The sequence below is a fragment of the Flavobacterium coralii genome (assembly GCF_019891545.1).
In the GTDB taxonomy this organism is placed as follows: domain Bacteria; phylum Bacteroidota; class Bacteroidia; order Flavobacteriales; family Flavobacteriaceae; genus Flavobacterium; species Flavobacterium coralii.
Window position 1 is genome coordinate 1 of record NZ_JAHDIU010000003.1, and the last position, 18,252, is coordinate 18,252.

The following is an 18,252-nucleotide window of genomic DNA, read 5'->3' on the forward strand; positions in this document are numbered from 1 at the left end:
ATGAGATTTCTTTTAAGGGTCGTGGAAGATGACCACGTTGATAGGCTACAGGTGTAAAGGCCGTAATGCCAAAGCCGAGTAGTACTAATAACCCGTAAGCTTATGTACGCCTTTCCTGCCCCGCAAGGGGCAGGGAAACACTTTCTACAGCAACAAAACACTTTATTCTTTATCGCAGTATGTTAACATATTAGCCATTAGTAAACAGGCAAGAGGCAATAGCCACAAGCCGGATACTGATGGACAAAGCAAAGAGTACTGCTGCCTGTTGGCAAATGGCTCTTGCCTTGAAAAACTTAAGGTGATTATTGCGGCGGGGCTCACCTCTTCCCATCCCGAACAGAGAAGTTAAGCCCGCCTGCGCAGATGGTACTGCATCTTGTGGGAGAGTATGTCATCGCCTTTCTTTTGAAAACCCTATCCAGTACGGATAGGGTTTTTTGTTTTTAGGCTTACCTGCATTGCCTAAAGCCTCAGTTTATTTCGTCTTTTAGCAAATCAAATTATATTATAAGATTTCAATGTTTCAACTTATCCTATGCTATTTAACGATTTGATAAGCTAACATGACGATATTTTGATACTATCGCTATAACTCTTGCGTTAAAGTTTTATAAATTTGCTAAATTTAAATTTGGTAACGGTTAAGGGGGAATGATAAAAAAATGGTTTGTATCAGTATTTATACTGCTAATGGGTTTAAACTCATTCGCACAGCTTGACGACTTTAGTTTAGATGTTGCTGTAGCTGATGAAACCTGCGATGATAATGCATCACTCACCTTTACAATTACAGGTGCTACGCCGGGTTCAACTTTTCTTTACACGGTATATAAATTACCAGATGTGGTAAATCCTGTAGAGGTTACTAATGCAGATACTGTTACCAATCTAGACTCGGGAACCTACCTTGTTGTTGCTGAACAATCTCTAAACGGGGAATCTCTTTCTGTAGAACAGGAAGTAGTTATAGAGAATGCAATAGAACCACTTACCTACACCATATCATCTTTTAGCCAAAACTGTACAACAGGAGGTGTTGTAACAATAACAACAACATCGGGTACGGCTGCTGAATATGAAATCATCTCCGGGCCTGAAACAAGGCCGTTACAAACATCAAATGTTTTTCAGGATTTACCTGAAGGGACATATAATATAAGGGTTTTTGATGTATGCGGCCAGGGTGTGGTAACTACTTACACACTTGTTTTAGAGGCTGCAACTCCCGTAGTTTCTGCGCCACAGTTTGAAGATGTAATTACAACCGGCTGTACATCGGCTATTATAACAAACACAATTAGTTATCCGGAAGGTGTTGCAATTAGTTATCCATTAACGGTAACCTACACAATTTATCCACCAGACGGAACTGAAATAACAGATACTGTTATCTATAATGAAGGTGTCCCGAATTTACTGGAGTTGGAATATCAACTTGATCTGTACCCGGGAGAACAATTTACCTACGATATCTCTATTACAAATAGCTGTGGTAACCAGTATGGTAATACAGGTATGGTGGTTAATCCGCTGCCCGAAATTTCAAATAATTTAGTATCACTGCCGTGTGGCGAATATTATCTGACACTTAGTGTGCTTCATTATTCTCCGCCATTTACTATAGACCTGCAGTCTGATGCGGAAGGTTTTAATCCTGTAAGTTATAATCCGGCTCATCCCGGCCCCTTTAATGAAGGCTCTTTAACTTATGGAGGTGAGGGTAACCCCATACCCGAAGGCAACTATACAGCTACTATTACAGATGCCTGTGGCAGGACGGCAAGTTTAGAATTTTCTGTTGATGTTGAGAATCCCGTTATATCAGCTACAGGCAGGAATAATGGTTGCTTCTCCGAATTTGGGCGTATCATAATAGGAATTGCTTCACGGGAAATTGTTTCAGCTGAAATAATTGAAGGGCCTCCCGCTTATATAGAGCAAAACCCGCAGCCTTTTCCGCATGACGTCTCTCCATCAATAAACTCTGCAGGGAGGCTGGTTGTAAATAATCTGCCTGTAGGCGACTATATTGTCCGGATAACAGATGATTGCGGGCAGGTGCATGAAGTACCTGTAAGTGTTCCCGTTTTTGTGGAAAGGGATTTTACAGGAACTACACAGGCTGATTGTACCATTGGTTTTGGTTCCTTAGAAGTATCAAGTGGCAACGGCGCGCTAACAGCAATAACACTTATTGATGCACCGGATGAATATGAACCCGATACACCTGTAGATATATCTGAAGCAATAAATTCTGTTACGGGAGATTTATACCTTGACAGCCTGCCGGAAGGTATTTATGTATTTGAAGGTACAGACGTTTGCGGAATAGTGCGTACGGTAACTGTAAATGTAGTTGGTTACCAGCCTGATGACACACCATTTACTTTTGATCCTAATTGCGGCTCTTTTGATATACTGATGTCTGATACAGATAATATTTCGGTATCACCTACCTATTGGCTCCAGGAGCTAAATACAGAAACAGGCGAGTGGGGACATCCTGCTACAGGCGTGCCCTATCCTGAAGGCACCATACCTACAGAGGATAATTCGTTTCCTCTGGCGAACAACCAGACTACATTTAATTTAACTTTTGCGGGAGATTTCAGGATTATTAAGGCGTTTGAAAGTTTTGGCAACGGTAACCAGGCAAAAAACTGTATAATAGAACTCGGTGCTTTTAATTACCTTAACAACCCGCGTATAAACAGTTTCTTTAAACTTAACTGTAGTGGTAACCCAGACGATATTTATATAGATGCTGATGGAATAGCACCACTAAATTACTTTTTGATTGACCCCGACACAAACCAGATACTACTGGATAATGGCACTAATAATATATTTTCGGGGCTTGCACCGGGTACATATACATTTCAGGTAGAAGATGATTGTGGTAATGTATCTACTAAAACACAGAATATAAATATTCTTCCCGATCTTGTTACTGCAAATCAGCCCGCTAACCTTTTTGAATGTGTGGAGCCGGGAGAGGAACTCAATTTTGAATTTGACCTTTCGCAGCAAAATGAAGCTATACTCGGAAACCAGCCCGCGAACTCTTATACTATTACATATCACTTAACGCTTGCTGATGCAGAAAATGGCACCAATGCCATTTCTGAACAGTTTGAACTCACACAACCTTCTGTTACGATATATGCGAGCCTTGTGCATAATCGTATAACGGTTTGTAATGATGTAGTTTCCTTTACACTAACAATAGCGGAAAACCCTGAGCTTGATATAGAACAGGAATATTATTTGTGCGAAGGCAGCTTTGTAACGGTATCTGCAGGAAACGGATATGATTCTTATTTGTGGTCAACTGGAGAAACATCTTCTTTTATACTTGTGACTGAACCCGGAGAGTATAGTGTTACTGTTACCAATAATAACTGTTCGGCTGCTGCACAGGTTGTTGTAACGCTTTCGGAACCTGCTACATCTGTATGGGTAGATACAGAAGATTGGACTGTAAACAATAATAGTATAAATGTTTCGGCTGCCGGTAATGGGCAGTATGAATATTCGCTTGACGGTATAACATATCAGGCAGTAGGCACATTTACCGGCCTCGAACCCGGTATTTATACTGTTTATGTTCGCGATATAAACGAATGCGGAATTATTGAACAGGAGGTAGTACTGCTAAACTATCCTAAATTTTTTACACCGAACGGAGACGGTATCAATGAAACATGGAGGATACCTTTTTCATGGTTTGAAGAAAATCTTACAGTTGTTGTATTTGACCGCTTCGGCAAGGTAATAACTTCTTTTGATTCTGAAAGCCCCGGTTGGGATGGAACTTACAACGGCAGGCGTCTTCCTTCTACCGACTATTGGTTTTTGGTAACACGTGAAGACGGGCGTGTACACAGAGGCCATTTCTCAATGGTGCGATAGTGTGGAATTTCTACACATTTAATGTTGATTTTATAAATTTCTCTACAGTTTAAAAATTGTCAATCTATTTCACAATGCTTTGTTATCTGTTGATATATAAGGTATTATCATCATTTTAAATAATGATGTATGTATTGGTATGGTTGTTTCATATACTTAAGCAAATCACCTGACAATTTGTTTTATGAAAAGTATATTGATAACCGCAACACTGATTTTTGGCATTTCTGCAAACGCTGCACGAATGATGATGACTGCTAACCCTTTAAACATCAACACAAGAAAGCAGCGTATGCTGGTAAAGATGAATGCCTACCAGGTACCCTCAAATCTGCTGAAATATTTAAATATAAACAGCCACATGTTTTCAGTTTCTGAAATCGTGGCGACTAACCGGGTGTGAGAACCCATTTATGTAACAAAAGAACCATTAGAATTAAAGTTGGATGTAAGCATATAGTAAGGTGATGAGAAGAATTTTTATTCTTCGACAAGAGGAGACGTAACAGTCTCCTTTTGTTTTTATTAACATACCGAACGATGTAAAACGCTTACATTTGCATATAATAAAATTTCCCTATGAGTGCCGAAATACTGGTTATTGACGATGACACCGCTTTTTGTGTTATGCTGAAAACTTTTTTACAGAAAAAAGGTTTCGCCGTAACCAATGCTTTTAGTGCAGGCGAGGCGCAGGAAATTATCAGCAAGAAAACATTTGATGTAGTGCTTACCGACATCCGTATGCCTGATAGCAGCGGCTTGGAAATACTTAAACATGTTAAGCACAATGCACCCGCCACTCAGGTAATTTTAATGACAGGATATACCGATATTAAAACAGCTGTGAATGCTATGAAATCGGGTGCGTTTGATTATGTGGGCAAGCCTATAAACCCCGATGAAATATTGCACACCATTAAGCAGGCATTGGGTAAAAACGAAACTAAGGTCACTGCAACACCACAGGCAGGTAAAAAACCTTCGAAAGCAGCAGCCGAACTTCCATACGTGAAAGGGATAAGCCGGGAAGCGGAGCGTTTATACGAACATATATACCTTGTTGGGCCAACAAATATGTCGGTACTTATAATTGGCGATAGTGGTACTGGTAAGGAATATATAGCCCATTCTATACACAAGCAAAGCAGGCGGGCCGATATGCCCTATATAGCCGTTGATTGCGGCGCCATACCCAAAGACCTTGCATCAAGCGAATTCTTTGGGCACATTAAAGGCTCGTTTACGGGGGCTGTTAATGATAAGACAGGGCATTTTGAAGCTGCAAATGGCGGAACGCTATTTCTGGACGAAGTGGGCAACCTGTCTTATGAAGTGCAGGTGCAGTTACTGCGTGCCCTCCAGGAACGTAAAATTAAGCCTGTAGGCAGTAATAACGAGCTAAGTGTAGATATACGTGTAATTGCGGCAACAAACGAAGATTTGGCAGAAGCTGTAAAGCGGGGCGATTTCAGGGAAGACCTTTATCACAGGCTTAACGAGTTTTGCATAAGGGTGCCACGCCTTGCCGAGCGCACAGATGATATTATGATATTTGCCCATTACTTTTTATCTCAGGCGAATGAAGACCTTGAAAAAGAGATAGAAGGATTTGACAGCGAAGTCGAGGAGCTTTTCCTAGCGTATGACTGGCCGGGTAACCTGCGTGAAATGAAGAACATTATAAAACGCTCTGTTTTACTGGAAAGAGGCAGGCAAATAACACTTGCCGTGTTACCGCCCGAAATGCAGGAAGCAGCCAAAGCGGCAAGCTCTCTTGCAGGCTACAGTAAGGCTAATGAAGAGCAGGCTATAATGGAAGCATTAGAGAAAGCCAACTACAACAAATCTAAAGCGGCAAGATTACTTGATATTGACAGGAAAACGCTTTATAATAAGCTCAAGCTATACAATATCGACCTTTAGGCCACTTCTTCCTGAAGCATAGCCAGCAGCTCATTAATCTTTATTTCAGCTTTTTGTATAAGGGTTTCAATTTGCCCTATTGGCATTTCCTGTGCGTTATCTTCTATAGGTATAAGCAGCCCTGCAATAGCGTTAGCTTCCATCTGCCTTAGCATTGGTATCATTTTATGGGCCGTTTCACCAAGAGATTGCCGGTTGTTATCGGCAGCTGCTTTCTTTAGCGTTTCAATATTCTCTTTTGCACTATCGCTAAAGGTTTCCAGTATGGCTTTTAAAGATTCGTTGTCATCTCCGGTAAATTGGCGCAGGCTTTTAAGGTTATATAATGGGCCGTTGTCGTCATGGTGGCGTAGCTGTTTTTTAGCGGCAGGAATTGCTTTATTTCCAAAAATATTAGATATAAGGGCTAACAAAGTTTCAAGCTGCACCGGTTTAGGGTGGCTTGCGGTAAAACCTTTTCCAGTAAAGTCATTCTCAGTTAGATCACGCTTTCCGGAAAGCGCAATTACAGGCATTGTGGCAATGGTTCTATTATCGTGCTGCCTTACCAGCTTCACAAGATCGAAACCATTCATTTGTGGCATCTGTATATCAGTAAGCAGAAGGTCATAATGCTCCTGTTCCAGGTGTGCAATAACTTCCGCAGCATTAATTTCTGTTACTACTGTTACAGGATATTGAGAAAATAATTCCTGCATCAGGGTTAGCTGCATCGCATCATCATCTGTAATTAGTATCTTTTTCCCTTCGAGATATTTTGTTATATCTTCAGTAATTTCTTTTTCGGCAGTAGTATTTCCTGTTTCGCATGGCACACAGGGTATCATGATGGCAAACAAAGAACCTTTGCCTTCTTCGCTCTCAAGGTGTATGGTGCCGCCCAACAGTTCAGTTATCCTTTTAGAAATGGTAAGGCCAAGCCCGGTGCCGCCAAATTTCTTTTCTATGCCACTGTGTGCCTGGGTAAATTCCTTGAATACATCATCCTGTTTTTCTTTGGCTATACCTATGCCTGTATCTATAACAGAAATATTTATAAAACCATTTTCCAGCCTGCCGGTTACCTCTACAGATCCTTCCTGCGTAAACTTCACGGCATTGCCTACCAAATTGGTAATAACCTGTTTAATACGGTAGGGGTCGCTGATAAAGTTGCGGTTCAGTTCTTCATCTATATCCCAGTTAAGCTCTATATTTTTATTTATGGCAATGGGCTCCAGTACGCGGCAGGTAGCCTCTATTGCATTTTTCATATTGAAGCTCACTTTTTCTATAGATATGCTGTTGTTTTCAAGTTTAGAAAAGTCGAGAAGGTCATTAACCAGCCTCAGTATAAAGTCAGCCGATTCTTTAATATTAGACAGGTACTGTTTTTGCCTTTGGGGCATTTCAGATTCTTTAAGCAGGTCATAAAAACCTATTATGCTGCCAAGTGGTGTGCGTATGTCGTGGGTAACAGTAGCCATAAGCATGCTTTTGCTGCGCAGCAGGTTTTCATTTTCTTTGTTAAGTACTTCAAGCTGCCTGCGGTAATTCTGGTTGCTGGTTAGGTCGCGTATAATTACCCAGGCCAGTGCGAGCAGGATAAGAAAACTGGCTGCACCTACCCACGCCATAGTATCGGCGGTTTTGGCAAGCGCGTTTCTTGATTCTTTAATCTGGTCGTATGAGTTTTGCAGGAAATCATTCTCTACAGATGAAAGTATCACCCTTAGCTGGTCTGATATTACCCGGCTTTCATCCAGCAGCTTTTGTTCTTTTTGTAATAGTTGGTATTGCAACAGGTCATCCCTCCGGATGAGCCTGCGTAGCACCTTGTCAAAAACAATGGCAAGGGAGTCATTACTCATCTGCAGCTTACGGATAGAATCGAGCTGTTGCTGTGTTAAAAGCGAATTGGCAAGGTTTTCCCACTGGTAGCGTCGTGATACCGGTACAGGCTTGAGTGTGCCCCTTACCGAATCTTTTGCGTTATAAATGCTGCTTATAGCGCTCCTGAAAGTATTTTTCCGGTTATACTCCTTCCTGTAATTGATTATCTCCTGTACGCTGTTCTTTTTGCGTTCCAGCAGCATTTGCACTGTATCAAATTTTTGTACCTGTGCAGGCTCAGCTTCACTTTTTATAGTTTCAATTTCGCGGTTAACGCTGTCTAATGCCTGTGTATATTTGTCAAAATCTTTAGGGTCGGCGGTGAGTATGCTGTTCCTGGCAAGTGATTCTGATGCATAAAGGCTTGCAAGGGTATTGCTGATTTTTAATATTTTGCGGTTATCGCTGTTGCCGGTATCAGGTGCGGCAATTTTAGATATTTCGGTATATACAAACCAAACGGATACAACCGCTGTAACAAACAGCAGGATGTATCCGCCTATAACTTTATATTTTACAGCCTTTGGCTTTTGTACCATATACTAAAGGTAACAGTTTTTTCTGTATAGAAAACGGCAAAGGCAGGGTAAAAGTATTGCTGTTGTTTCCTTAGCTTTTTACTATTACCCTTAAAAAGCTTATTTCTTCTTTAAGGTGCTGTATCTCTGCCCTCAGGCTTTCTACCAGTATGTCATAAACTTCTTTGTTACCCTGAGCCATGCTGCCGTTTTCGCCGCTGCCGGCGTCGGTTTCGTTAAAAAGCGCAGAAATACTTATATCCAGGATGCGTGCTATTTTTAAAAGTTTTACCACGTTAAGCCTCCTGTCATCTTTTTCAAGGCGGCCATAGTTACTTTGTGTAACATCAAGTTGTACCGCCATGGCTTCCTGAGTAATTCCTTTTTCCTCTCTCAGCCTTTTGATTTTTTGCCCGATTACGTTCATTATGTATTAGTTTAGATGTGTTTAATTAAAATATAACTACCTATTAAGGTTTTAGCTTGAATGGAAATCCTAAATTTGAATATAATTCAGATTGTAGCTATTCAGGCTGCCTGTAAGGCTCTTACAAAAAAGCACGTATCTGCTCATTTTTGTTGTATAAAATTAGCAGACTGGCAAAGTAAATAAAACTTCATTGCTTTATTTTCGATATAAAGCAGTGTTTAATCGATAAAACACAAATAAAATATGAATAGATAATTACTTTTTGATAGTCAATTTTTAATTCTGAATCTTAAATACTGATGTTATGGTGATAAATGTATATGATAACCAAAAAGGCTATTGCCAAATGTTGCAGGATATAGCCCCAAACGGAATAAAGTTTAAATGCATTGGTATGAACAGCCCGGCCCCGGCACCCAAAGGGAGCCTTGTTATTTTCTTTCTTTCGGATGAGATAGAGTTTATGGATTTTGTGAAACTTTACAGTCCCGAAATTAACTTAATACTTTGCGGTAACGGTAATGTGAGCAGTAGTATAACAAAGCTGGCTAACATTAAGTATGTTGATATAAACCTTACCAGAGAAGATCTTATTGAAGCCCTGCTGCATGTTGTGCAGGAGTATAAATTAAAAACCCCCGTTGAGTAACGGGGGCCTTTCTTATTCTGCTATTATAGCTCTCGAAATTACTATTTTCTGTATTTCTGATGTGCCTTCATAAATCTGGGTTATTTTGGCATCACGCATAAGTCTTTCTACATGGTATTCTTTTACGTAGCCATTACCGCCGTGTATCTGTACGGCTTCTATGGTAGTGTCCATCGCAACCTGAGAAGCATAGAGTTTTGCCATTGCGCCGCTTAGGTCATAGTTTAGGTGATTATCTTTATCCCACGCGGCTTTAAGGCAAAGGTGGCGTGCAGCTTCTATCTGTACTGCCATATCAGCAAGCTTAAAGGCAATTGCCTGGTGGTTGCATATCTCTGTACCAAAAGCCTTACGCTCTTTAGAATATTTAAGGGCAAGCTCATAAGCGCCTGATGCAATGCCTAATGCTTGTGATGCTATACCAATACGGCCGCCGGCAAGGGTTTTCATGGCAAACTTAAAGCCGAAACCATCTTCACCAATGCGGTTTTCTTTAGGTACCTTAACATCGGTAAACATTAAAGAGTGCGTATCAGACCCACGGATACCAAGTTTTTGCTCTTTAGCGCCTATTTCAAACCCTGGCATTCCTTTTTCTACTATAAGGGCGTTTATGCCCCTGTGCCTTTTATCAATATCGGTTTGTGCAATTACAAGATATACATCGGCTGTGCTGCCATTGGTAATCCAGTTTTTGGTACCGTTAAGCAGGTAATGGTCGCCTTTATCTATTGCTGTTGTTTTTTGAGAGGTGGCATCACTGCCCGCTTCCGGCTCCGAAAGGCAGAATGCGCCTATAATTTCGCCTGTTGCCAGCCTTGTCAGGTATTTTTGCTTTTGCTCTTCTGTACCAAAAGTCTGAAGCCCCCAGCATACCAGTGAATTATTTACAGACATTACCACAGATGCCGAAGCGTCTATCTTAGAGATTTCTTCCATAGCGAGCACATATGATATAGTGTCAAGGCCGCTGCCGCCATACTTAGGGTCAACCATCATGCCCATGAAGCCAAGCTCGCCCATTTTCTTTATCTGCTCAGTCGGGAAAATCTGCTTTTCGTCCCTTTCTATCACACCGGGCAGCAATTCAGTCTGGGCAAAATCCCTTGCAGCCTTCTGTATCATCAGGTGTTCTTCGGTAAGTTTAAAATCCATAAGTATATTAGATAAGTTTTTGTTTTATTGTGCCCAAATGTAACGATTAATTGCTGAATTTTCAACAGGATTATTTACTTTTAGCCTATGAAAAGCGAGAACTATAACGTTTTAGGAGTTATGTCGGGCACTTCGCTGGATGGTATTGACCTTGCGCATGTTAGACTATCTGTAACCGATAATAAATGGAGCTATGCCATACATGAAGCAGAGACTGTTCCGTATCCTGACGAATGGGTTGTGAGGCTTAAAGAAGCAGTTAATTATAATGAAGATGCCCTTTTAGCCTTAGATGATAATTACACCATTTTTTTAGCAGGAGTTATTTCTTCTTTCATAGTTAAGCATTCATTAAATGATCTTGATGCTGTTTGTTCCCACGGGCATACTGTGCTGCATCAGCCTAAAAAAAGGATCACCTTACAAATTGGCAACAAACCTGCATTGGCAAAACTTACAGGATTAAAAATAATTTGTAACTTCAGGATTCAGGATGTGCAAATGGGTGGGCAGGGCGCCCCTTTAGTTCCGGTAGGCGACAGGCTTTTATTCAGCGATTATGATTTCTGCCTTAACCTTGGTGGGTTTTCTAACATTTCTTTTGAAGATAATGGCAGCCGAATTGCTTATGACATTTCTCCTGTAAATACCGTACTTAATTTTTATGCAAACCGGCTCGGCCTGCCGTATGACAACGGGGGCGCTATAGCACGTTCGGGCAGTGTAGTTCCGTCTTTACTGGATGCACTTAACGGGCTCGATTATTATAAGAAAAGTTATCCTAAATCATTAGGTTTTGAATATGTTAGGGATGCAGTGCTGCCGCTAATGGAAGAGAGCAGTGCCGGCATTCCTGAAAAGCTGCGTACGTTTACAACACATGTTGCCATGCAGCTTGCAAAAGAGATTTTGACAATTAAACCCGCAGGTAAACTATTTATTACGGGCGGGGGCGCTTACAGTAGCTTTCTTATTGATCAATTAAAGACAATGTTGCCTGATGTTGCTGTTGTAATTCCTGACGATAAAACCATTCAGTTTAAAGAAGCACTGATATTTGCGTTGCTTGGAGTATTAAAGCTCAGGGGCGAAATAAATGTTTTGGCAAGTGTAACGGGTGCACCAAATAACCATTGCTCGGGTTATATTTTTGAGCCTTAAATAATGCCTATTTTTTTAATGGCTTCTATAAGTTCATAGTCATCACCACCCTTGCCCTGAAGCAGCATGTTCTTCATCCTCGCCTTGCGTTTTTCTATGGCACTTAAAGACAGCGGTACATAATTAGGTATATTCTTGGTGAGTATTCCCTCGCTAAGGCGCATTAATATCTGTTTATCATAACTGTCGAGCTTAAAATTATCAAACACCTTTTCCTTTAACGACTTTACAATTTTATTGCTCAGGTAGGTATCGCCATTTTCAAATACAATTTTAAAGGCATTAAGAAATTCATCAATATCTATATCGCTCTTGCACAGAATGCCTTGCGGGTTTATTTCTTTAATAAGCCTGTCAACAAGCGCTGCCTCGCTGTGCATGGTCAGTATAATTATAATACATTCGGGTAATGTATTCTTTATCAGCAGGCCAAGGTCGAAGCCGGAAAATATATTTTTATCAGGATAGGGTGGCAGGCTCAGGTCGAGATAGGCAATATCAAAGGGCTTTCCTGATTCATTAGATTCCATTATAAGCCTGTAAGCCTCTTCACAATCCAGCGCTTTTGTGAACACCAGGTTGTAGCCTTCAAAATTTTCTTCAGACAGCACATTTATATACCCGTTAACTGTCATAGGATGGTCGTCAACGATCAAGATATTAAGGTCCTGCTGCATAAATTAGGTTTAGTTGTCTGGCAAATTTAACAAATTTTACGGTTTTACCGTAAAATTAACATTTCAATAATTTCTAATTTGCAAAAAAATTTTTTCAAAAATTTTACGTGCAGTATTCTTACCTTATTATAGATGATAACGAAGCACATGTACAGGAAACCCTTTCGGCATTTGAGGGTTTCCCGGAATATTATTGCGTAGGTATTGCAGGGAATAAGGCAGATGCAGTAAATAAAATACTGGAGCTGAAGCCGCATATCGTTTTTCTGGAAGTTAACCCTAAAAAGAAAAACACAGGGCTTTCGCTTGCAGTAATTACAGATCTTTACCAGTACCTCGACAGGCTTCCGTATTTTGTAATACTTACTGCCACGCAAAAATTTGCCTTTGATGCCATTAAGGCCGGGGCACAGGATTACCTGCTAAAGCCGCTTGACCGTTTCGAACTGCGCAAAACACTTTTCAGGTTCCAAAAAACCAACCCTGAAACGGTTAATGATACTATTTGTATTCGCTCTTATGGTGACTACCAGTTCATATCGTTACATGATATAGTTTACCTGCAGGCAGATAATAACACTACCGACTTTTATCTTACCAGCGGCAGGAAACTCACGGCCTATAAAACGCTTAAGCATTATGAAGCTAATTTGCCATTATTCTTTTATCGCATACATAACAGTTATATTGTAAATAGCAACCATGTGTCGAGAATAAATACAGGCAAATCGTTATGCTACCTTAATAACGGTGAAGTATCTATCTCTTTTTCCAAAACTTTCAAGGACAACATAGATACGATTATACGAAAAATAGCTCCTGAATATTTATAAAAAGGCTATTGACCACGAAAATCAGTCGAGTTACTCGCAGACTTGGGTAATCTACAAAACACCTTGTAAATCATGGTGATAGCCTGATTTATGCCCCTATATTTGTATCAGAAATAACAACTGCAGTGTTATTCTAAAAACGAGAAAAAATTGAATATAACACACATCTGACACAAAAATTTTGAATATCATGAAAAAAAATCTTCTTATCTTAGGTTTAGTAGCTTTCTTAGGTCTTTCTGCTGTATCATGCTCTGCTGACGACAGTTATGTAAATGATGATTCTCAGTCGAATTATATACCGCCGGTAGATAACGGTGATAAAGAGTTCCCTAAACCACCAATGAAACCGTAACTAAAAAGTTATTATAAAATATATTATTTTTGAGGGCAATGGTACTGATAACCATTGCCCTCAAAAATTTGAATACATTCTTAAAAATACTACTTCTTTTTGTTCTTGCGCTTATTGCGGTGCATTGCAACTCGCCCGAAAGAAAAGCACAGTTTAAAACAAAAGCAGGCAGTTATCTTGATAAATCACAAAGTCCCGAACTTTCTGCCGAGCAGCAGATTGATTATATAGATTCGGCTTATGCCGAGTTATCTTCAGGAAACCAGATAGATTCTTTAACGCAATTTTTATACAGGCGCACAATTGCTGCTTATTACAACCAGCAGCGCTATGACAGGGCTATAGCCGTGGGTACAAAAGCCTATAATCTTGCTGAAGAAGCAGGAGACACGCTTGCAATGGCCGACATGCTGTACCGGAAAGGCGAAGTTTATTTTGCACAGGGCCTTAATGACACTGCTTTTATTTTTTATGACCAGGCAGAAAAGCTGTACCAAAAAATAGGCAGTGATGAAAATAAAGGTGAAATACTGCTTAACAAAGCTTTTATATATTATTATATTGGTGAATATGTTCTAAGTGAGGTTAAAGGTATACAGGCACTTACAATACTTCAGAATCAGGATAAAACAATGGCTGTTTATAGTGGTAACAATCTTATTGCCACATCTCTTGAAGAGCAGAACAACACAGAAGAGGCTATGGCTTACTATAACAAAGCCCTAAAGCTGTTAGGTAAGCTTAAAGAAGAAGGATATCCTGCTTCACTGATAGATTATTACCGTGCTTCTACATATAATAATATGGGCGGCGTATATATAAAAGAAGAGGAATATGCCGATGCAATTTCGTTATATACAGAGGCCTTGGAGTATGACGTTATTAAGACCGATTATCCGCCTTTATATGCGAAGCTCCTTAATAACCTTGCATATGCTAAGTTTAAACTTGGCGACCATAAAAACCTGCCCGAACTGTTTTTCAGGTCGCTAAAAATTCGTGATTCTTTAGATTTACAGGCAGGCGTTGTAGCAAGTTATATTCATTTGGGCGAATATTATGCCTACCAAAAAGATACCGCTACAGCACTTTCTTATTTAGAAACCGCCTACAAATCTGCCAAAGATTTGAAAAGCCATTTTGATATACTCAACAGCCTTAAATTACTATCAGAACTGGATAAAGAAAAAGGGATATACTACTCCAGCCGCCGCTTTATTGTGAGTGACAGTCTGGCCGAAATTGCCCGGTCAAACAGGGAAAAATATGCCAGGATAGAATATGAGACTGATAGATTAATGGATGAAAAAGAAGCCCTTGTAAAGAAAAACAGCTTTATAATAGGTGTTTCGGCAGTTATACTATTATTTATCGCGGCTATATTCATAATATATTATCTTAACTCGCGTAACAAAGAGCTTTTGCTGGTGCAGGAACAACAAAAAGCAAATGAGGAGGTGTACCAGCTCATGGAAGAGCAGCAGCAAAAAATAGATATGGCCCGCAAGGAGGAGAAAGACAGAATTGCCATGGAGCTGCATGACGGGATACTCAATAATATTTATGCTGTAAGGCTAAACCTGGAATTTATCAATAAAAAAGCAGATGAAGAATCTGTAGAGAAACGCAAAGGGTTTATTAAAGAGCTCCAAAGTGTTGAAACGGAGATAAGGGCTATATCGCACGACCTTAGCCGTAATGCAATGCTGGTTAACCAAAAGAGCTTTGAAAGTGTTTTGGAATATATGATTACATCTCAGAAGAATGATTTCGAAACCTTATTTGAAGCTGATATTGATAAAGATATAGACTGGGACAGCCTTTCGGGTATCTTTAAGGTAAACATCTACAGAATAGTTCAGGAAACGCTGCAAAATATAAACAAATATGCCAAAGCAAATTTTGCAAGGGTAGAAATTAAGGAAGAGGATAAAACAATTGTAATAGTGGTTACTGATGACGGTGTTGGTTTCGATCCTAAAACTGTAAAGGGTGGTATAGGCATCAAAAATCTTAAAAAGCGTGTAGCTTCTTTAAATGGTACTTTAGATATTACTTCGAAACCCGGAGAAGGCTCTGCAATAAAGGTCGTGTTTCCTCTTTAAGTGAAAAAATTAAAGAATTCACAAATATTAGTTTTATATATTTGTGGCAATTAAACAAAACAACAACAAATGAAAGATTTACTTAGTAAATTCGAAAATAAACAACCTGAAATTGTATTTAACTGGAAAGACAGCGAAACTGAAGCAGAAGGGTGGACAGTTATAAATTCTTTACGCGGTGGTGCTGCCGGTGGCGGTACCCGTATGAGAAAAGGGCTTGATATGAATGAAGTACTTTCGCTCGCTAAAACTATGGAAGTGAAGTTTACAGTATCAGGGCCGGGTATTGGCGGTGCCAAGTCAGGCATTAACTTTGACCCTGCCGACCCGCGTAAGAAAGGGGTTCTTCAGCGTTGGTACAAAGCGGTTTCACCACTGTTGAAAAGCTACTATGGTACTGGTGGTGACCTTAATGTTGATGAAATTCATGAGGTAATACCTATGACGGAAGAGTGCGGTGTTTGGCACCCGCAGGAAGGTGTTTTTAACGGTTACTTTAAGCCTACCGAAGCTGACAAAATAAACAGGATAGGCCAGCTTCGCCAGGGAGTAATTAAGGTTATTGAGAACCCGGCTTTTTCTCCGGAAGTAAATAAAAAATATACCGTTGCCGATATGATTACCGGTTATGGCGTTGCAGAGGCAGTGCGTCATTTCTATACTATTTATGGCGGAGATGTTAAAGGTAAGAAGGCAATAGTGCAGGGCTTTGGTAATGTGGGTAGCGCAGCAGCTTTTTACCTTGCCGAGATGGGTGCAAAGGTTATTGGTATTATAGACCGTGACGGTGGTGTTATCAACAAAGAAGGCTTTAGCTTTGAGCAGATAAGAGAATTGTTCCTTAACAAAGACGGAAACAAGCTTGTTGCCGAAAATATGATTCCGTTTGAGCAGATAAATAGTGAAATATGGACTGCCGGTGCAGAGATTTTTGCTCCGTGTGCAGCTTCAAGGCTTGTAACAAAAGAGCAGGTAGAAGCCATGATAGCCGGGGGATTAGAGGTTATATCCTGCGGTGCAAACGTGCCATTTGCCGATAAAGAAATTTTCTTTGGGCCAATAATGGAAGCAACAGACAGCAAGGTCAGCCTTATACCAGACTTTATCTCAAACTGCGGTATGGCAAGGGTATTTGCCTACTTTATGGAGAAAAAAGTGAGCATGACAGATGAGGCCGTATTTAACGATACCTCCGAAACTATAAGAAAAGCAATAGAAAATGTACATGCAAAGAACAGCAGCAAGGTAAACATCAGTCGTACTGCTTTTGAAATTGCATTACAACAGTTAGTATAACTTCTTTAAGAAAATAGTAATTTTAATGGCAGGATTTAAGTTCTGCCATTTTTTTATTTATGAATTATCAGGAAACCACCCAATGGATGTTCAGCCGGCTGCCAATGTACCAGCAACAGGGGGCATCAGCTTATAAAAAAGACCTTACCAATACAATCCTGCTTGCTGCCCATTTAGGCAACCCCGAGCGAAGGATTAAAACAATTCACATAGCCGGTACAAATGGTAAAGGCTCAGTGTCTAACATGTTGGCATCAATATTACAGGAGGCAGGCTATAAAACAGGGTTGTACACATCGCCACATTTAAAAGACTTCAGGGAGCGAATAAAAATTAACGGGCAGGATATCTCTGAAGAGGCTGTTTGTAGCTTTATAGCTCAAAATAAAGTTTTTTTTGAGGAAAACCAGCTCAGCTTTTTTGAAATGACAGTAGGGCTTGCCTTTGATTATTTTGAGAAAGAAAATGTAGATGTAGCCGTTATAGAAACCGGTATGGGCGGCAGGCTCGATTCTACTAACATTATTACGCCGCTGGTTTCAGTCATAACCAATATTGGTTTTGACCATACCCAATTTCTGGGGAATACTGAAGAAGCCATAGCAGGCGAAAAAGCAGGTATTATTAAAAACAATATTCCGGTTGTTATTGGTGAATATACTGATATCACAAAAAAAGTTTTTACAGTTAAAGCGCAGGCAACAGGTTCGGACATATATTTTGCACAAGATGAGGTTATAGCAGATTACCCTTCAGATCTTATTGGGGCTTATCAGGCTAATAATAAAAAGACAGTGCTAAAAACAATAGCTTTACTACAAAAACATTTTAATATCACTGAAGATAATATCAGGAATGGCTTGCTTAATGTAAAGCGCAATACGGGCTTTATGGGCAGGTGGCAGCAAATTAATGATAAGCCTGTCGCTGTTTGCGATACTGCACATAATGCACATGGTTTAAAAATTGTTGTGCAACAGCTACTGCAGCAGCCGTTTGAAAAATTACATATTATTTTCGGCGTAGTTAATGATAAAGACCTTACTGATATATTGCCTTTATTACCCAAAGCTGCCGAATATTACTTTTGCCGTCCTGATGTTCCGCGGGGGCTGGATGCAGAGGTTTTACAAGAAAAGGCGGCTGAGCAGGGTTTGAGAGGAGAAGTATATGCCTCGGTTACAGCGGCATACAAAGCAGCTTTAAGTAATGCATCGGCTGATGATTTTATTTATGTGGGCGGGAGTACATTTGTTGTAGCAGAAATTTTATAATTTTTTAAAATTATGTTTGCAAATACCAAAAACTGGGCTATATTTGCACTCGCAATACGGAACTGATAACAGCAAGGTATAGCAAA

General features: G+C 40.1%; 13 protein-coding genes, 2 rRNA genes and 1 pseudogene. 12 read left to right on the plus strand and 4 right to left on the minus strand.

Going from position 1 to position 18,252, the window contains the following annotated elements; all coding sequences use genetic code 11:
• The 5 genes from KJK34_RS05125 to KJK34_RS05145 all read left to right on the plus strand — a co-directional run.
• Positions 1-108, plus strand: a 23S ribosomal RNA gene (locus tag KJK34_RS05125); the annotation flags it as partial.
• Positions 109-297: 189 nt separating this feature from the next.
• Positions 298-406, plus strand: a 5S ribosomal RNA gene (gene rrf / locus KJK34_RS05130).
• 248 nt (positions 407-654) lie between these two features.
• Positions 655-3,915, plus strand: a complete 3,261-nt coding sequence (locus tag KJK34_RS05135) for a T9SS type B sorting domain-containing protein (protein ID WP_223052797.1) — start codon at positions 655-657, stop codon at positions 3,913-3,915.
• Positions 3,916-4,099: 184 nt separating this feature from the next.
• On the plus strand, positions 4,100-4,318 hold the full coding sequence (locus KJK34_RS05140) for a hypothetical protein (RefSeq protein WP_223052798.1): 219 nt from the start codon (positions 4,100-4,102) through the stop codon (positions 4,316-4,318).
• A gap of 176 nt (positions 4,319-4,494) precedes the next feature.
• A complete protein-coding gene (locus tag KJK34_RS05145; protein ID WP_223052799.1) occupies positions 4,495-5,841 on the plus strand; it encodes a sigma-54-dependent transcriptional regulator in 1,347 nt (448 codons plus the stop codon).
• A 413-nt stretch (positions 5,842-6,254) separates the two neighbouring features.
• Here KJK34_RS05145 and KJK34_RS05150 read toward each other — a convergent pair.
• Both KJK34_RS05150 and KJK34_RS05155 read right to left on the minus strand, forming a co-directional pair.
• Positions 6,255-8,252 (minus strand): annotated as a pseudogene (locus KJK34_RS05150) (ATP-binding protein); the annotation flags it as partial.
• A gap of 70 nt (positions 8,253-8,322) precedes the next feature.
• Positions 8,323-8,658 carry a helix-turn-helix domain-containing protein gene (locus KJK34_RS05155; protein WP_223052801.1) on the minus strand — a complete coding sequence of 112 codons (336 nt, stop codon included), beginning with the start codon at positions 8,656-8,658 and terminating at the stop codon, positions 8,323-8,325.
• 307 nt (positions 8,659-8,965) lie between these two features.
• Here KJK34_RS05155 and KJK34_RS05160 point away from each other — a divergent pair, with 307 nt between their 5' ends.
• Complete coding sequence (locus tag KJK34_RS05160; RefSeq protein WP_223052802.1) at positions 8,966-9,310, plus strand: hypothetical protein; 345 nt, start codon at positions 8,966-8,968, stop codon at positions 9,308-9,310.
• 12 nt (positions 9,311-9,322) lie between these two features.
• Here the strand turns inward: KJK34_RS05160 and KJK34_RS05165 are convergent, their stop codons facing one another.
• A complete protein-coding gene (locus KJK34_RS05165) occupies positions 9,323-10,465 on the minus strand; it encodes an acyl-CoA dehydrogenase (RefSeq protein ID WP_223052803.1) in 1,143 nt (380 codons plus the stop codon).
• Positions 10,466-10,552: 87 nt separating this feature from the next.
• Between KJK34_RS05165 and KJK34_RS05170 the strand changes: the two genes are divergently transcribed.
• Positions 10,553-11,626, plus strand: coding sequence for an anhydro-N-acetylmuramic acid kinase (locus tag KJK34_RS05170; RefSeq protein ID WP_223052804.1), 1,074 nt, complete (start codon positions 10,553-10,555; stop codon positions 11,624-11,626).
• Here KJK34_RS05170 and KJK34_RS05175 read toward each other — a convergent pair.
• The gene (locus KJK34_RS05175; RefSeq protein WP_223052805.1) at positions 11,623-12,303 is read right to left on the minus strand and encodes a response regulator; all 681 of its coding nucleotides are present in this window, start codon (positions 12,301-12,303) and stop codon (positions 11,623-11,625) included. The two genes, KJK34_RS05170 and KJK34_RS05175, sit on opposite strands and share 4 nt — an antisense overlap.
• A 107-nt stretch (positions 12,304-12,410) precedes the next feature.
• Here KJK34_RS05175 and KJK34_RS15310 point away from each other — a divergent pair, with 107 nt between their 5' ends.
• The 5 genes from KJK34_RS15310 to KJK34_RS05200 all read left to right on the plus strand — a co-directional run bounded on the left by KJK34_RS15310 (position 12,411) and on the right by KJK34_RS05200 (position 18,166).
• Positions 12,411-13,136, plus strand: coding sequence for a LytR/AlgR family response regulator transcription factor (locus KJK34_RS15310; protein WP_223052806.1), 726 nt, complete (start codon positions 12,411-12,413; stop codon positions 13,134-13,136).
• A gap of 190 nt (positions 13,137-13,326) precedes the next feature.
• A complete protein-coding gene (locus KJK34_RS05185) occupies positions 13,327-13,491 on the plus strand; it encodes a hypothetical protein (protein ID WP_223052807.1) in 165 nt (54 codons plus the stop codon).
• Between the two features lie 68 nt (positions 13,492-13,559).
• A complete protein-coding gene (locus KJK34_RS05190; protein WP_223052808.1) occupies positions 13,560-15,596 on the plus strand; it encodes a tetratricopeptide repeat-containing sensor histidine kinase in 2,037 nt (678 codons plus the stop codon).
• Between the two features lie 69 nt (positions 15,597-15,665).
• On the plus strand, positions 15,666-16,892 hold the full coding sequence (locus KJK34_RS05195; RefSeq protein ID WP_223052809.1) for a Glu/Leu/Phe/Val dehydrogenase dimerization domain-containing protein: 1,227 nt from the start codon (positions 15,666-15,668) through the stop codon (positions 16,890-16,892).
• 59 nt (positions 16,893-16,951) lie between these two features.
• A complete protein-coding gene (locus KJK34_RS05200) occupies positions 16,952-18,166 on the plus strand; it encodes a bifunctional folylpolyglutamate synthase/dihydrofolate synthase (RefSeq protein ID WP_223052810.1) in 1,215 nt (404 codons plus the stop codon).
• The last annotated feature ends 86 nt before the right edge of the window (positions 18,167-18,252 follow it).

Bases quoted from the DNA above. Each gene is read 5' to 3' on its own strand.
- KJK34_RS05135 (WP_223052797.1), top strand. From the start codon at position 655: ATGATAAAAAAATGGTTTGTATCAGTATTTATACTGCTAATGGGTTTA.
- KJK34_RS05140 (WP_223052798.1), top strand. From the start codon at position 4,100: ATGAAAAGTATATTGATAACCGCAACACTGATTTTTGGCATTTCTGCA.
- KJK34_RS05145 (WP_223052799.1), top strand. From the start codon at position 4,495: ATGAGTGCCGAAATACTGGTTATTGACGATGACACCGCTTTTTGTGTT.
- KJK34_RS05155 (WP_223052801.1), bottom strand. From the start codon at position 8,658: ATGAACGTAATCGGGCAAAAAATCAAAAGGCTGAGAGAGGAAAAAGGA.
- KJK34_RS05160 (WP_223052802.1), top strand. From the start codon at position 8,966: ATGGTGATAAATGTATATGATAACCAAAAAGGCTATTGCCAAATGTTG.
- KJK34_RS05165 (WP_223052803.1), bottom strand. From the start codon at position 10,465: ATGGATTTTAAACTTACCGAAGAACACCTGATGATACAGAAGGCTGCA.
- KJK34_RS05170 (WP_223052804.1), top strand. From the start codon at position 10,553: ATGAAAAGCGAGAACTATAACGTTTTAGGAGTTATGTCGGGCACTTCG.
- KJK34_RS05175 (WP_223052805.1), bottom strand. From the start codon at position 12,303: ATGCAGCAGGACCTTAATATCTTGATCGTTGACGACCATCCTATGACA.
- KJK34_RS05185 (WP_223052807.1), top strand. From the start codon at position 13,327: ATGAAAAAAAATCTTCTTATCTTAGGTTTAGTAGCTTTCTTAGGTCTT.
- KJK34_RS05195 (WP_223052809.1), top strand. From the start codon at position 15,666: ATGAAAGATTTACTTAGTAAATTCGAAAATAAACAACCTGAAATTGTA.
- KJK34_RS05200 (WP_223052810.1), top strand. From the start codon at position 16,952: ATGAATTATCAGGAAACCACCCAATGGATGTTCAGCCGGCTGCCAATG.